This window comes from Mycobacterium sp. 1482292.6 (genome assembly GCF_001672995.1).
Classification (GTDB): Bacteria; Actinomycetota; Actinomycetes; order Mycobacteriales; family Mycobacteriaceae; genus Mycobacterium; species Mycobacterium europaeum_A.
Genome location: NZ_LZKV01000152.1, coordinates 14,866 through 32,815, shown reverse-complemented (window position 1 = coordinate 32,815; position 17,950 = coordinate 14,866). Strand labels below are relative to the sequence as shown.

The 17,950-nt window shown below is 66.8% G+C and carries 1 protein-coding gene; it reads right to left on the bottom strand.

The features are described from left to right. Positions 1–83: 83 nt before the first annotated feature. Positions 84–17,948 (bottom strand): non-ribosomal peptide synthetase, encoded by a 17,865-nt coding sequence (locus A5624_RS14955; protein ID WP_082990576.1) that lies wholly within the window; start codon positions 17,946–17,948, stop codon positions 84–86. Positions 17,949–17,950: the final 2 nt, after the last annotated feature.

Below are 17,950 nucleotides of genomic sequence, written 5' to 3'. Positions count from 1 at the left end.
CTCGACTTTTCGCATGGAGCCCAGCTCTTTCGTGAGTGTGATGGCGGTATTGTCCGGGTGCGTTCAAGGCGCTTTTGGTGCTTTTAATCTATGCACGCAGGCTCGGTTTCTATCAGGGCTTTGATGTGTTGTCCGTATTGGACGAGCGATTCGGCAGTCAACATATCCAGGTGCGCACACTCGACCGGGTAGCTGCTGATGTCGCCAGTAACGTAAGGTCGCCAACTTTGCGTAGGACACGAGCCCTGATCCCCCTTATCCTCCATGGCGGAGAATAGGGTTATGTCCCCATCGAAGACACCGGGTTCGTGGACTTGAGCCAATGCCTGGTTACGGTTGATGTTCTGAACGCCGAAATCGACAAGTTGTTTGTACCGAGCAAATTCGACAATTCCTCGTTCGCGAAGCAGTCCTTCCGCCCGCTCAAAAGTAAGCGGCTCATCCTGATCCGGCATCTCTATGTGACACAACCGCAAGACCTCTTCCAGCACGTCCTGCTCGGCCAGGTTTGGTAGATCGACGCTGCTGTCGGTGATTAGCAAAGCGTCGAGAAGGACAAGGTTTGCGATTACGCATCCGCGCCGCTGCAGCTCGATGGCAATTTCATGCGCGACAATGCCGCCAAACGACCAGCCGAGAAGGTTGTAGGGCCCGGTTGGATCAACCCCTTGGATCCGGTCGGCGTAGGTTACCGCCATCTCGCGGATTGACTCGGGTTCAGCCTCGCCATTTTGCGGGGTTTGTTGAATGCCAATGATCGGGCAGTCCAAGTGATCGCCGAGAGCGTAATACGGCCAGACCAGCCCACCCGCGGGATGGATGCAGAACATCGGGCGACCCGCGCCCTCTTTGAGGAACTCAACGGGGACTAGTTCCGCCTCGCCGGCATCTTGGTCCAGCTGCTGACTCAAGGTCCGCACTGACGGCGCCTGGAATAGCGTGCGCACCGGGAGGTTGGCGTCCAGGCTGGTGTTGATCGCGGCGATCAGGCGCATCGCCGACAGCGAATCCCCGCCCAAATCGAAGAAGGAGTCGTCGACCCCGACCCGGTCGAGGCCGAGTATCTGGGCGTAAATGCCGGCCATGATCTCCTCGGTGGGAGTGGTCGGGGCGCAATAGCGATCGCCCCGTTGGTATTCCGGCGCCGGCAGGGCGCGGGTGTCGAGTTTGCCGTTAACCGTCAGCGGCAGTGCGTCGATCACCACGACCGCGGCGGGCACCATGTAGGCCGGGAGTCGCTGCATGAGCTTTGTGCGGCTTTCGGCCGGATCTGCAGTGCCGGTGATGTAGCCGATCAGGCGCTTGTCACCGGGGCGGTCCTCGCGCGCGATCACCGCCACCTGATCTACCCCGTCGAGTGCGGCCAGGGCGGCGCGGACTTCTCCGAGTTCGATGCGGTAACCACGGATTTTGACTTGCTCGTCGGCGCGGCCCAGGTACTGCAATTGCCCATCGGGGCCCCATTTCACCAGGTCTCCGGTGCGATACATCCGTGTCCCCGGCGCCCCGAACGGGCAGGCAACAAACCGCGATGCGGTCAATCCCGCGCGGAACATATAGCCGACCCCGACTCCGACACCGGCCACATACAACTCCCCGACGACCCCGACCGGCACTGGACGCGCCCACTGATCCAGCACGAACAACGCGGCGCCTGGGAGCGGCGAGCCGATCGGCGGCGCGCCCGAACCGGCGACCAACGGCGCACTCCTGGATGCACACACCGTGGTTTCGGTCGGGCCGTATTCATTGACCATCACCCGCCCGGGCGCCCATCGATCCACCAGCTCGGCCGGGCACGCCTCACCGGCCACCAGCAGCGCCATCGACTCCAATCCCTCAGGGGACAGCATCGCCAGCGGAGACGGCGACTGACTCGATGTCTTGACCTGCTCAGCGACGAGCAAGGCATGCAAGTCTTCGGCCGAGCGTGTCACCGACTCGGGCACCACTACCAGCCGCCCGCCGTGGAACAACGCACGCCAGATCTCTTCCACCGAGGCGTCGAAGGCCAAGGAATGCCCCAGCGTCGACGGCCCCGCCGGCAGGTGGATATCCGGCGGCCCGAACATCTGGGTGACGTTGTGGTGGGTGATGGCAACGCCTTTGGGCACACCGGTGGTGCCAGACGTGTAGATGAGGTAGGCGATGTCGTCGGGGGCCGGCGCCGACAGGTCGGTGCACGGGTAGCCGTTGATTCGGGCGTCGTTGATCTGGGCGTCCTTGACATCGATGACCACCAGGTCACACGAGTACTTGTCGAACCGGTCGGCGAGCTCGGCGGTGGTGAGCGCGGCGATCGGCGCGACGTCGGCCAGGATGAATTCGATTCGCGCGTCGGGATGCGCGGGGTCGAGCGGCAGGTAGGCTGCCCCGGTTTTGAGCACCGCCAAGATCGCCACGATCGCCTCGGCGGAACGGGAAAGCAGCAGTGCCACAGTCTGTCCCGGGCCCGCCCCATGGCCGGCCAGCAGATGCGCCAACCGGTCAGATGCCTCGTCGAGGCCCCGGTAGGTCATCGAGTGGCCGTCGCAGGTGATCGCCACCGCCTCGGGCGTGCGCGCCACCTGCGCAGCGAACAGCGTCGGAATCGACACCGCGGTGGACTGCGGCGCGGTCAACGCGGCCCGGTTGCCGATCCCGTCGAGGTGGGCGTGCTCACGCTCGTCGAGTAGATCGACCGCTGACAAGTGCTGGCTGGGGTCGGCACTCACGGCCGCCAAGACGCGGCCCAACCGCTCGATCAACGCCTCGATGCTGGCCGCGTCGAACACGTCGGTGCGATACTCCACCGACCCGGCGATCCCGGCGGGCTGGCCGCCCTCGCCGAAACGTTCGGCCAGCGTGAAGGTCAGATCCATGCGGGCGACCCGCGTGTCCGCCGATAGCGGTGTGACCTGCAAATCACCCAGAGCCAGCCCCCCGGCGGCCAGGTCATTGTCGGGCCCGGCGAAGTTTTGCCAAGCCAGCGCGACCTGCACCAGCGGATGATGGGCCAAGCTGCGGGTGGGGTTGAGCCGCTCGACGAGTAACTCGAAGGGCACATCCTGGTGCTCGTAGGCGGCCAGGCTGCGGGCACGCACCTGGTCGAGGGCTTCGGTGAAGCTGGGGTCACCCGACAAATCGACCCGCAGCACCAAGGTGTTGACGAAGAATCCCACCAGCTCATCGAGTGCGGGATCGTCACGCCCGGCGATCGAGAACCCAACTGCCACATCACTGCTGGCGCTGAGCTTGCCCAGCAGCACCGCCAGGGCGGCCTGGATCACCATGAAGCTGGTCGCGTTGTGCTCGCGAGCCAGCGCGCGCACCCGTTGCTGCAGCTCGGCGGGCCAGTCCACGATCACACTGGCGCCGCGGTAATCGGCCACCGGCGGGTAGGGCCGATCGGTGGGCAACGCCAGCCGCTCGGGCAGCCCGGCCAGCTCCTGCTCCCAATAAGCCAGCTGCGCGGCGATCGGGCTGTCGGCATCGGCCACATCCCCGAGCTGGGCGCGCTGCCACAACGTGTAATCGACGTACTGCACCGCCAACGGCGCCCACCCCGGCGCCCGCCCGGCACACCGGGCGGCATAGGCCACCCCCAGATCAGCCACCAGCGGGGCCATCGACAAGCCGTCGCCGGCGATATGGTGCATCACGGCCACCAACACATGCTCATCCTCAGCGACACGGAAAAGCCTTGCCCGCAACGGGATCTCGGTCGCCAAATCAAACGAGTGCCGCACCGTGGGATCGATGGCATCCTGCAGCCGGTCCACCGGCCAGCCGGTGGCATCGACGACCTGCCAGCCGAAGTCGGCCCGGTCGGCCGGGATCACCACCTGCCGTGGTATCCCCTCGACCGCGGGGAACAAGGTGCGCAGGCTTTCCTGGCGAGCCACCACATCGGCCAGCGCCGCCCCCAACGCCTCGGCGTCCAGGTGCCCACTGAGCCGCAACGCCGCCGCCATGTTGTAGACCGGTGACGGCCCCAGCAACTGGTCGACGAACCACAACCGCTGCTGGGCAAACGACAACGGCACCACCGCGGGCCGCTCGAGGGCCACCAACGGCTCGCGCCGACCCCCGTCGCCACCCACACGCAACGCCAACTGGGCCACCGTGGGCGCCTCGAACACCGTGCGCACCGACAACTCGGCGCCCAAACCCATCTCTATCGCGGCGACGAGACGCATCGCCAACAACGAATCCCCGCCCGCATCGAAGAACGAGTCATCGACACCGACCTCGTCGGTCCCCAACACCTCGGCGAACACGCCGGCCAAGATCTCCTCAACCGGGCTGGCCGGAGCGCGATAACCGGCGTTCTGATACGCGGGCGCCGGCAGGGCGCGGGCATCGAGTTTGCCATTGGGCGTGAGCGGCAGCGCCGCCAACACCACCACCGCGGCCGGCACCATGTACTCCGGCAACCGCTCGCCCAGCGCGCTGCGTAGCTCGGCCGGGCTAGCTGTCCCGGTCACGTAGCCGACCAGGCGTTTGTCGCCCGGGCGGTCCTCGCGGGCTACCACTACCGCCTGCTGCACCCCGTCCAGCGCTGCCAGAGCGGCCTGAATCTCCCCCAGCTCGATGCGATACCCGCGGATCTTGACCTGTTCATCGGCACGTCCCAGATACCGCAGCTGCCCGTCAGCACCCCACCACACCAAGTCTCCGGTGCGATACATCCGCGTCCCCGGCGCCCCGAACGGGCACGCCACAAACCGCGACCCGGTCAACGAAGCCCGGCCCACATATCCGTTCGCCAGCCCCCCACCGGCCACGTACAACTCCCCGACGACTCCCGCGGGAACGGGCCGCAGCCAGCTATCCAGCACGAACAATGCCGCCCCTGACACCGGCGCGCCGATCGGCACCACACCCGAACCCGCCGCCAGCGGCGCGCTCATCGCCGCGTATATCGTGACCTCGGTCGGGCCATAGGCATTGACCATCACCCGCCCCGGCGCCCAGCGATCCACCACCTCGGCCGAGCAGGCCTCGCCACCCACCAGCAGCGCCACCGACTCCAATCCCTCAACCGGCAACGCCGCCACCGCCGACGGTGTCTGGGTCAACACGCTGACCTGCTCCGCCACCATCAAGGCATGAAACTCTTCCGGGGAACTCGTCACCGACTCGGGCACCACCACTAGGCGCCCGCCGTGCAGTAACGCGCCCCAGATCTCCCACACCGAGAAGTCAAAGACGTAGGGATGGCATTGCGTCCACACTCGTCCGGGCGGCAGGCCGGCGTTCAACGACTCCAGGTGCTGGGTGAGGTTGTGATGGGTGATCGCCACTCCCTTGGGCACGCCGGTGGTGCCCGAGGTGTAGATCAAATAGGCGATGGCATCCGGGGCCGGCCCCGGCACACCCGTGCACGGGTAGGTGTCCACGCGGGGATCGTTGACATCGATGACCAGCAGCTGACGCCCGTCGAGACGCACGCGCAGGTCCGCCGTGGTGATCGCCGCGGTCGGCTGAGCGTCGTCGAGCAGGAATCCGATCCGTTCCGCCGGCGCGCCCGGGTCAATCGGCAGATACGCCGCCCCGGCCTTGAGCACCGCCAGAATCGCCACGACCGCCTCCATCGACCGGGAAAACAGCAGTGCCACCGGCGCCCCCGAGCCCACTCCCTGGTCGACGAGCAAGTGCGCCAACCGGTTCGACGACTCATCAAGCTCGCGGTAGGTCATCGAGCGGCCTCCGCACGTCAGCGCGACCGCCTCCGGGGCGCGAGCCACCTGCGCGGCGAACAACACCGGAATCGACACCGGCGGCGGTGCGGGTCGGGTCAACGCCGCCCGGTTACCGATCCGATCCAAGCGGGCATGCTCACCCTCGCCAAGCAAATCCACCGACGACAGCCGCCGGGTGGGATCGGCGGTCATCGCCGCCAACACGCGCTCCAACCGCTCGATCAACGCCTCGATGCTGGCCGGGTCGAACACGTCGGTGCGATATTCCACCGTCCCGGAAATCCCGGCGGGCTCACCGGCCTCGGTCCAGGATTCCTTGAGGAAGAAGACCACATCCATCTTCGCGGTTTGGGTGTCGCCGACCAGCGGCGTGACCTGAAGATCGCCCAAACTCAGCCCCGTCGCGGGGACTTCGATTTGCCCGGGGAAGTTGTTCCAGGCGAACACCACCTGAACCAGCGGGTGATGGGCCAGCGACCGCGCGGGGTTGAGCCGCTCGACGAGCACCTCGAAGGGCACGTCTTGGTGCTCGTAGGCGGCCAGGCTGCGTGCTCGCACCTGAGCCAGCAGCTCGGCCACGGTGGGATCGCCGGCTAGATCGACGCGCAGCACCAAGGTGTTGACGAAAAAGCCCACCAGCTCATCCAGTGCCGGGTCGCGGCGCCCGGCAATCGGGAAGCCCACTGCCACATCGCTGCTGGCGCTGAGCTTGGACAGCACCACCGCCAGGGCGGCCTGCGTCACCATGAAACCGGTCGCGTTGTGCTCGCGGCCAACACGGGCAACCTGCTGCTGCAATAGCGCCGGCCACTGCACCGCCACCCTGGCGCCGCGCTGATCGGCCACCGGCGGGTAGGGCCGATCGGTGGGCAGCTGCAGCCGCTCGGGCATCCCGGCCAATGCCTGCTCCCAGTAGGCCACCTGCGCGGCGATGCGGCTTTCAGTGTCATCGAGATCGCCGAACTGCGCGCGCTGCCACAGCGTGTAATCGACATACTGCACCGGCAATGGCGTCCAGTCGGGGGGTTGCCCCTCGCACCGGCTGGCATAGGCCACCCCCAGGTCACGCACCAGCCGGGTCGTCGACCAACCATCAGCGGCGATTTCGTGCACCACCGCCACTATCACGTGTTCGTCCTCGGCGACGCGGAAAAGCCTTGCCCGCAACGGGATCTCGGCGGCCAGGTCAAATCCGTAACTCACGGTAGCGCGGATAGCCTCCTGCAGCCGGCCTGCCGGCCAGCCGGTGGCATCGATGACGTCCCAACCGAAATCGGCCTGCTCGGCGGGCACTACCAGCTGCCGCGGTACCCCCTCGACCGCCGGGAACAGCGTGCGCAGGCTCTCGTGGCGGCCCACCACATCCACCAGTGCCGCACCCAGCGCGTCCACATCAAGCGGCCCGGCCAACCGCAACGGCAGCACCACGTTGTAAAGCGGTGAGGGCCCCTGCAACTGGTCGATGAACCATAACCGGCTCTGGGCAAACGACAACGGAACCACCGCCGGCCGCTCAACCGGCTTCAGCGGCTCCAGGCCCCCGCCCTTACCGACACGGGACGCCAACTGGGCGACCGTGGGCGCCTCGAACACCGCACGCACCGAAATATCGGCATCCAGACGGGTGTTGACCGCGGCGATCAAACGCATCGCCGACAGGGAATCCCCGCCCAGGTCGAAGAACGAGTCGTCGATCCCGATCTTGTCGATCCCGAGCACCTCGGCATAGATGCCGGCGAGGATTCTTTCCGTCTGGGTCTGCGGCGCCCGGAAGGCTGTGGTGGCAAACACCGGCGCCGGCAAGGCTTTACGGTCGATCTTGCCCGAGGTCGTCATCGGGAACTCGTCGAGCACCACGATATGGGTCGGCACCATATATTCGGGCAACCACGCGCTCAATTGCTGACGCACCGCGGTGATCTTGGTGTTGGTCTGCGGGTCATTGGCGTAACCGGTGACCCGGTGGGGCCCGTCAGCCGGCAGATACAGATCGGTCAGCGCCGACGTCCGCTCAGCGTCCGCTGCAGCGATGAACACCGCATCCACGGTGCCCGGTTGGGCACCCCAGGTGACGGCGACGTGATATCCGGCGCTCTCCCCAAGGCGGTGCAGTTGTTCGGGGACAACTGCATCGGCGCCGTCGGCGAGGGCCACTGCGTCCGCCAGGGAAAGCCCGCCCAGCAGGGCTTGCTCGATGCGGACGTCGCTGATCAGTCCGGCGCGGGGGATCTCGGTGATGCGAACGGTGTTGGGACGCTGAGCCACCAACCGATCGTGCAGTCCGCTCAGCCCCGCGCACTGGGTCCACGCCCAGCTGTCTGCGCCGGCCAGGGAGCGCACCGGCGCGGGGGATTTACGGACGACGAGGTCGTAACGATAGCGGTTGAGTTCGTTGTCGGCCATCCCGCGCTTGACTTCGATATCCAGCCCGGCCGCCGACGGATGGCCGGCAGCCCAGGTGGTGAAAAACTCTGGGGCCAACAACAATTCGGCTTCGCTGAGCACGGCGCGCTGAACTCGTTGGCGAATCTCGTCGGCGTCGGCGTCGGCGATGTCGGTGGCGCTGCGGGCGAGCGCGATCCCGGTCTGGAACGCGCCCTGCAGACTGTGGTTGCGCACATCGCCGATAAACAGTGCCCCGCCCGGTGCCAGCAATCGCATCGCGACCGCCAGCACGTCGGTCAGATACCGCGCGCTCGGGAAGTACTGGACCACCGAATTGAGCACCACGAGATCGAAGTGGCCTTCCGGCAACCCGGCGGCGACATCGGCGGGCTGCACCTGCAACCGCACCCGATCGCCCCACGACCGTCCGGCCACGGCGGCCTGCAGCCGCTGGATCGTCGGCGCGGAGAAGTCCGTCGCCCAATACTCGGAACACACCGGGGCCACCTGGGAAAGCAATAGCCCCGAGCCCACGCCGATCTCCAGTACCCGCGCGGGATGCAGTTGAAGGATCCGATCCACGGTGGCCGAACGCCACTCCTCCATCTCTTCGAGCGGAATCGGATCGTCGGTGTAGCTGCTGTTCCAGCCGCGGAAGTCCATGCCGAACTCCGGCGCCTCCACGTCAGCGCCATACGCCTCGTCATATAGCTGTTGCCACGCGTCGACGGTTTCGGCGTCGTGCTCGGCGGTGGTGGTCTGCTCGAGGGTCACATAGGCGACCAGATGCGAGCCGGTTTTGCTCTCATGCACGGTCGCGGCCGCGCGGGTGACCTGGGGGCAGCCCAGCAAGGTGTTTTCGATTTCGCCCAGTTCGATGCGGTGTCCACGCAGCTTGATCTGTGCGTCGGCACGGCCGAGATATTCCAGGGTTCCGTCGGGTGCCCAGCGCACCAGGTCGCCGGTGCGATACAGCCGCGCGCCCGCAGGCCCGTAGGGATCCGCCACGAATCGTTCCGCGGTCAATTCCGCCCGGCCCAGGTAGCCGCACGCCACCGCCGGTCCGCCCAGATACAGGTCACCGACCACCCCGATCGGCGCGGGGTTCAGCCGCGCGTCGAGCACCAGTGCGCGCATCCCCGGGAGCGGGGTGCCGATGCGGACCGGCTGCCCCGCCAGCAGCGGCGCAGTGGTGGCCCAGATCGTGGCCTCGGTGGGACCGTAGCCGTTGAACATGCACCGCCCCGGCGCCCACGCGGTCACCAACTCGTCCGGGCAGGCCTCACCGCCGACGATCAGCGTGGACAACCCATCCAGCCGGGTTCGATCCAGCGTCGAGAGCAACGTCGGGGTCATCACCGCCGCGTTGACCCGATGCTCCTCCAGCAAGGCGGTCAACGCCTCGCCGGCAAAGACCTCCGGCGGCGCAACCACCAACGCGCCCCGCGCTCCCACCGCGACCAATAGCTCGCCGAGCGCGGCGTCAAACGTCGGGGAGAGCACCGCCAGCATGCGGGTGTCCTCGCCCATGCCGAATACCTCGCGGTGCGCCGCGGCTACCCCGGGCAGACCGCCGTGGCTGACCGCCACACCCTTGGGGGTGCCGGTGGACCCCGACGTGAAGATCACATAGGCGGTGTTATCCGGCCCCAGCGACGCCAGCCGGTCGGCGTCGGTGATCGCCTCTGCGCACCGCCCAGAAAGGTCCAGGCCGTCCATGCGCAGCACCGCGCGCGTCCCGGCCCCGGCCACCACGTCGGCATCGCGGGTCAGGACGCACACCGCGTCCACCGAGTCCAGCACCGTGGCGATCCGCTCGACGGGGTGAGTGGGATCGACCGGCACATACACGCCGCCGGCTTTCTGCACCGCCCACCACGCCACCACCAGCTCCGTGGACCGGCCGATCGCCACGCCGACGGCGCATTCCGGACCCACCCCTGCCTCGATCAGCACCCGCGCCAGCCGCGTCGACCACTGGTCGAGTTCGCGATAGGACAAGGTCCGGGCATGATCGACGACCGCCACCGCGTCCGGCTCGGCGGCCACCGCTGCTGCCAACAACTCCGGCGCCACTCCCGTCGGCGCCTCGACGGCGGCGCCAGACCACCGCAAGAGCACCAAATCCCGCTCGTCGGGATCCAGCAACGCCAGGTCGCCCACCACCACGGACGCGTCCCCTACGATCGCTTCGATCACCCGCTCAAACCAGGTGACGAAGCGCTCGATGGTGACCCGGTCGTACAGGTCGGTGGCATAGGTCACGACGCCGGCGGCCATCGGTGCGGTCGGGTCCTCGGAGGGCACCTCTCGCAGATCGACGTCCAGGTCGAATTTGGCGGTGCGGCTGTCCACCGCGAGTGGCTCGACGCTGAGCCCGTCGAGAGCCACGTCGGGGCGCACATTGTTCTGGAAGGCCAAGGCCACTTGGAACACCGGATGATGCGCCGTGGAGCGCACCGGGTTGAGCTGCTCGACCAGCCGCTCAAAGGGCAGATCCTGGTTGCTGTAGGCGTCCAGCGCTTTCTGACGCACGCCCTCAAGCACCTCGCTGAACCGGTTCGCGGGCGTCACCCCCACCCGCAACACCCACGTGTTGACGAAGAACCCGACCAGCTCATCGAGCGCCGCATCCATCCGGCCGGCGATCGGGGTGCCGATCGCGATGTCCTCGCCGGCCCCGGCCCGGTGCAACACCACCGCCATGGCCGCCTGCAACACCATCGAGGCGGTCGCATTATGCGCAGCCGCCAGCGCCTTGATTCCGGCCCACAGCCGTGGATCGAGGTGCACGTCCACCGCATCGCCGCGGTAGCTCGGCACCGGCGGGCGCGCCCGGTCCGCCGGCAGCGACACCACCTCAGGCAGATCGGCCAACTCGTTTCGCCAGTACGCCAACTGCCCGGCGATCACACTGTCGGGATCGGACTCGACGCCCAACCATTCCCGTTGCCAGAGGGTGAAATCGGCGTACTGCACCGGCAACGGCGCCAACTGCAGGGTCTGGCCCTGCCGCCGCGCCCGATATGCCTCGCCGATATCTCTGGCCATCGGCGCCAGGGACCACCCGTCACAAGCGATGTGGTGCACCACAATTCCCACGACATGCTGCTCGGGGCTCACCTCATAAATCTGCGCCCGAAGCGGGATTTCGGTTGCCAAGTCAAACCGATGGCCCGCCAGCCCAACCAGTTCGCCGACTAGATCCTGCTCCGCCAACGACACGACTGCGGGGCCCCCGCGACGCCACATCCCCGCCTCGGCCGGCAGTACCTTCTGGAACGGCACACCGTCGATATCCGGAAATATGGTGCGCAGCGTCTCGTGGCGGGCGATCACGTCATCGATTGCCGCCGTCAGCGCCTCGACGTCCAGCGCCCCGCTGATCCGAAACGCGGTCGGCATGTTGTAGGTCGCCACCCCGCCCTCGAATCGGTCGAGGAACCACAGCCGGCTCTGCGCATACGACAACGGCACCACCGTGGGCCGCTCGCGGGCCACCAGCGGCTTACGCCCATTCCCGGCCCCGCCGATACGGGGCGCCAACTGGGCGATCGTGGGGGACTCGAACACGGTGCGTACCGCAAGGCCGGCGTCCAGGGATTTGTTGATGGCGGCGATGACCCGCATGGCAGACAGCGAATCCCCGCCCAGGTCGAAGAAGGAGTCATCGACCCCGACCCGGTCGAGCCCGAGCACTTGAGCGTAGATGCCGGCCAGGATCTCCTCGGTGGGCGTAGCCGGGGCGCGGTACCGATCACCCTCGCCGTATTCGGGCGCCGGCAGGGCCCGGGTATCCAGCTTGCCGTTGACCGTGAGCGGCAGCGCATCGATCACCACCACCGCCGCCGGCACCATGTAGGCCGGAAGCCGCTGACCCAGCCATGCCCGAACCTCGGCCGGGTCAGCGGTTCCGGTGACATAACCCACCAGCCGCTTGTCGCCGGGGCGGTCCTCGCGGGCGATGACCGCCGCCTGCTCCACCCCGTCGAATGCGGCCAGCGTCGCTTGGATTTCGCCGAGCTCGATGCGGTATCCCCGGATCTTGACCTGCTCGTCGGCGCGCCCCAGATACCGCAGCTGCCCATCGGGACCCCAACTCACCAGATCCCCGGTCCGATACATCCGCGCCCCGGACGCGGCGAACGGGCACGCCACAAACCGCGACGCCGTCAGCCCCGCGCGGCCCAGGTATCCGTACGCCAGTCCGCCGCCGGCCACGTACAACTCCCCTGTCACCCCGACGGGCACCGGGTGCAAGTCGGTGTCCAGCACGAAAAAGCCGAGATGGTTCAGCGGCAACCCGATCGGGCTGACACTGCGGTCGACGTCGGCGACCGTGATCTCCCGGAACGAGGCGTGCACCGTTGTCTCGGTGATGCCGTACATGTTGATGAGCCGCGGTGATCGCGGGTGGCGGTCCAACCACGTCCCGAGGCGCTGGGGTTCTAGCGCCTCGCCACCGAACACCACCATCTGCAGGTTCAGCCGTTCCTCGGACTCGGCTGCCCGCGCGTCGGCGGTTTGCAGCGCATAAAACGCAGACGGCGTCTGACTCAATACGCTGACCTGTTCGGCAATCAGCAAGGCGTGCAGCTCTTCAGGCGAGCGGGTCACCGACTCCGGCACCACCACGAGCCGTCCGCCGTGCAACAGCGCACCGAAGATTTCCCACACCGAGTAGTCGAAGGCCAGCGAGTGGCACTGCGTCCACACCTGCCCCACCAGCTCTTGGTCCGCATTCAAAGAGTCCAGTAGCCGGATCACATTCTGGTGAGCGACGGCCACCCCCTTGGGAACCCCGGTGGTGCCCGAGGTGTAGATCAGGTAAGCGATCGCTTCGGGGCCCGGCGCCGCCAAGCCCGTGCACGGGCAGCCGAGGATGCGCGGGTCCGCGACGTCGATGACCGGCAGGCCACAACCGTCGAACCGCTCGGCCAGTCCTGCGGTGGTGATCGCGGCGATCGGTGCGGCATCAGCAACCATGAACTCCATGCGCGCGGTGGGATGCGCCGGGTCGATCGCCAGATAGGCCGCCCCGGTCTTGAGCACCGCCATTACCGCCAGGACCGCCTCGGCCGATCGTGGCAACAGCAGCGCCACACACTGTCCCGGGCCGGCGCCCAGGGCGGCCAGCAGGTGCGCCAACCGGTTGGACGCCTCGTCGAGCTCGCGGTAGGTCATCGACTGGCCTGCAAAGGTGATCGCCGCCGCCTCTGGCGTGCGCGCCACCTGAGCGGCGAACACCGCCGGGATCGACGCCACGCTTGGCACCGGCCGGGCCAGCGCCTCCCGGTTACCGATCTTGTCCAGTTGGGTGTGCTCGTCGGCATCCATCAGGTCCACCGACGACAACCGTCGGCTGGGGTCGGCGGTCATGGCCGTCAATGCTCGCCGCAACCGCTCGATCAGCGCCTCGATGCTGGCCGCGTCAAAGACATCAGTGCGAAACTCCACATCCCCGGCGATTCCGGCGGGCTCACCGGTCTGGGTGAAACGTTCCGCGAGGGTGAACGTCAGATCCATGCGCGCCGATTGGGTGTCCACTGGCAAACGCGTGACCTTCAGGTCGCCCAGGTCCAGCCCGGCGGCGGGGTCGCTGGTGTGCCCCGGGAAGTTCTGCCAGGCCAACACGACCTGTATCAGCGGGTGGTGGGCCAGGCTTCGGGTCGGGTTCAGTCGATCAACGAGCACCTCGAAGGGCACGTCTTGGTGTTCGTAGGCGGCGACGCTGCGCGACCGCACCTGGGCCAGCAACTCGGCCACGGTGGGGTCCCCGGCCAAATCGGCCCGCAGCACCAGGGTGTTGATGAAGAACCCCACCAGCTCATCGAGCGCTGGGTCGCTCCGCCCGGCGGTCGCGAATCCGACTGCCACGTCGCTGCTGGCGCTGAGCTTGCCCAGCAGTACGGCCAGGGCGGCCTGGATCACCATGAAGCTGGTCGCATTGTGCTCGCGTGCCACCGCGCGCACCCGCTCTTGGAGCTCGGCGGGCCAGTCCACGATTACGCTGGCGCCGCGGTAATCGGCCACCGGCGGGTAGGGCCTATCGGTGGGCAACGCCAGGCGCTCGGGCAGCCCAGCCAGCTCCTGTTCCCAGTAGGCCAACTGCGCAGCGATCGGACTCTCGCGATCGGCGACATCGCCCAACTGCGCACGCTGCCACAGCGTGTAATCGACGTACTGCACCGGCAACGGCGCCCACCCCGGGGCTTGACCCACACACCGGCTGGCGTAAGCCCGTCCCATATCACGCACCAGTGCGGTGATCGACCAGCCGTCGGCGGCGATGTGGTGCACCACGGCCACCAGCACGTGTTCGTCGTCGGCGACGCGGAAAAGCTTTGCCCGCAAGGGGATCTCGGTGGCCAGATCGAACGTGTGGCACGCCGCGGCGTTTACGGCCTCACTGAGGCGGCCTGACGACCAGCCGGTGGCATCAATGATCTCCCAACCGAAATCGACTTCTTCTGATGGGATAACCACTTGCTGCGGTGTTCCGGTGGGCGCCGTAAACAGCGTGCGGAGGGTCTCATGGCGGGCCACCACATCGGCCAGCGCCGCACCCAACGCCTCGGCATCCAGCCGTCCACATAGCCGCAATGCGGCCGGTATGTTGTAGATCGGTGACGGTCCCTGCAATTGGTCGATAAACCACAACCGCTGCTGGGCGAACGACAGCGGAACCGCCGCAGGCCGCTCCACCGCCACCAACGGCTCAAGCCGACTTGCGCCCGCGCAGACGCGGAGCGCCAACTGGGCCACCGCGGGCGACTCGAACACCGTGCGCACCGAAAGCTCGGCGTGCAGACTGGTCTCGATCACCGCGATCAGGCGCGTCGCCAGCAGTGAATCCCCGCCCAGGTCGAAAAACGACTGGTCCACCCCGACACGCTCGACGCCGAGCACGTCCGCGTAGATACCGGCCAGGATCTCCTCGACCGCACTGGTCGGTGCGCGATATCCGGCGTTCTGGTATTCGGGTGCGGGCAAAGCGCGGGTATCGAGTTTGCCGTTGACAGTGAGCGGCAGCGCGTCCAGCACGACCACCGCGGCGGGCACCATGTACTCGGGCAATCGCTCGGCCAGCGCGGTACGCAGCGCGCCCGGATCTACTGTCCCGCTACTCGATTCGGTGACATAGCCGATGAGGCGTTTGTCGCCGGGGCGGTCTTCGCGGGCGATCACGACCGCTTGCTCGACGCCGTCGAGGGCGGTCAGTGCGCTCTGGATCTCGCCCAGTTCGATGCGGTAGCCGCGGATCTTGACCTGCTCATCAGCACGCCCCAGATACTCCAGCTGCCCATCGGCACGCCAGCGCACCAGATCGCCGGTCCGATACATCCGCTGCCCCCACGCAGCGGTGAACGGGCAGGCCACAAACCGCGAGGCGGTCAACGAGGCCCGACCCACATACCCGACCCCGACCCCGGTGCCGGCCACATACAACTCCCCCACCACCCCGGCGGGCACCGGGCGCAACCAACTGTCGAGGACAAACAGTGCGGCTCCGCTGACCGGCGAGCCGATCGGCACCACACCCGCGCCCGCGGACAGCGGGGCGCTGATCGCCACACACATCGTGGTCTCGGTCGGGCCATAGGCATTGACCATCACCCGATCAGGCGCCCACCGATCCACCACCTCGACGGGGCACGCCTCACCGACCACGGCCACGGCCACCGACTCCAATTCCTCGACCGGCAACGTCGCGAGCGCGGACGGCGTCTGGGTCAACATGCTGACCCGCTCGGCCACCAAAACCCGATGTAACTCGTGCGGGGAACTGGTCACCGGCTCAGAGACCACCACCAGGCGCCCACCTCGCAACAGGGCACCAAAGATCTCCCACACCGACACGTCGAAAGCCAACGAGTGACACAACGCCCACGTACCCGTCCCCGGCAGGCCGGCGCCCAACGACCCCAACAGCTCGGTCACATTGCAATGGGTGATCGCCACCCCCTTGGGCACCCCGGTGGTGCCCGAGGTGTAGATCAAGTACGCGATATCGTCGGGCTCGGGGCCTGTCAAGCCTGTACCGGGCTGGGCATCCACAGCGGGATCGTTGACATCGATGACGACCACGTCATGGTTGTCGAGCCGCTCGGCCAGCCCACCGGAAGTCACCGCGGCGATCGGCGCGGCATCGGCCAGCACGAATCCGATCCGCTCATCGGGCACTGCCGGGTCGATCGGCAGATAGGCCGCCCCCGTCTTGAGCACCGCCAAGATCGCGGCCACCGCCTCGGCCGAACGCGAAAATAGCAGTGCCACAATCTTTCCAGGGCCCGCACCTCGGCCAGCCAACACGTGCGCCAGCCGATTCGAAGCCTCATCGAGCTCGCGGTAAGTGACCGACTTGCCCTCACCCACCACCGCCACCGCATCCGGAATCCTGGCCACATGAGTCGCGAACAGCGCCGGGATCGACACTGGCATACTTGCCGACTCGCTCAACACGGCCCGATTGCCGATCTCCCCCAGCCGGGCATGCTCACCCGCGCCGAGCACATCCACCGATGACAGCGGCCGTGCCGGGTCGGCGGTCATCGCCACCAACACCCGCTCCAACCGATCGATCAAATCGCGGACGTCACAATCAGAAAGCCATTGTCCAGCGCCCCCGAACCCACCCGTCGTGGCGCCGGGCTGCATGCCGAGAAAAAGCCGATCGTGGTCGCTGAAAAAATCCAGCCCAAGCTGATCGACGAGATTGGTGTGGGTCAGTGTTCCCGAAACCGTGGCACCAGCAATGTTCGCCAGGTTTGTAGTCGGAATGAAGTTAAGGATTATGCGATTTGACCGCTGCGCAGAGCCGCGGAGACGCCTGTTCTCGATGAGGTGCACCGGGAATCGCTGATGGTGCAGCGCTTCTCGCAGTCGCGTGTCGACATGTTCACAAAAACTGGCAACCGAGGACCCCGGCGAAGCTTTTAACACCAGTGGGACGAACCCGGTAATCATGCCGGGCACCGCCTGCGTCTCCGGACGCACCCGCCTGCTTACCGGGAATTCGAACACCACCTCGGAACTCTCGACGTCGCAACCACCCACCAGCAGCGCGCACGCCGCGGCGATCACCGAAGAGCGGCGCACGCCCAACGCCTGCGCCAATTCCTGGATCCCGGCGACTACGGCCGGGTCTAATTCAACGGGTGGAGACGATTCAGATGGCTCGCGCGCACCCGTTGCGGGCGCCGACCGATAACGCGGTTCGCTTTCCGCCGGCAGGTTCTTGGCCCAATAGGCCTGATCATCGAGGTAATCGGTGGACGCTTCGTATTCCACCTCGCAAGCAATCAGATCACTCAGCGATCCAAAGAAGACGGGGGGAATCGGTGCCCCCGAAGCCAGGGCGTTGTAGACCTCTCCGATCCGATGACAAATAAGGGCAAGGCCGATTCCATCCGCCACTATGTGGTGGCAGCAGACGAAAAGATAAAACTCATCCGGCCGCGTTTGCAATAACGCAAATTTGAACAGCGGGCCATCAAGCGGCATCACCGTGCTCTGAATCGAGGCTGCCAGCCGATAGGCTTCCTGGACCGGGTCCTGCGAGCCCATGTGCTCATAGCAGGCGAGCTCGACATCCGGGTAATCGACCGCCTGTTGGAAGACCTGGCCATCCACCTGGAAGAAGGCAGCTCTGATCGGTTCGGCCTCGCGCACCACTTGCCGGATCGTGTGCTCAAGCAGCCACGGGTCGACCGTGCCCTCAATTCGCAGAAGATAGCCCAGCTGCCACCTCGCACCTTGGTGGTCCGTTTGCTGCGCAAGCCAAATGTCTAGCTGTCCGCGCGTCAGCGGGAATGGGCCACCGTCAGGTTCCGTCAGTTGTTCGCGCCCAACCTGCAGCGCCCGGTCATCAATCGTCATCG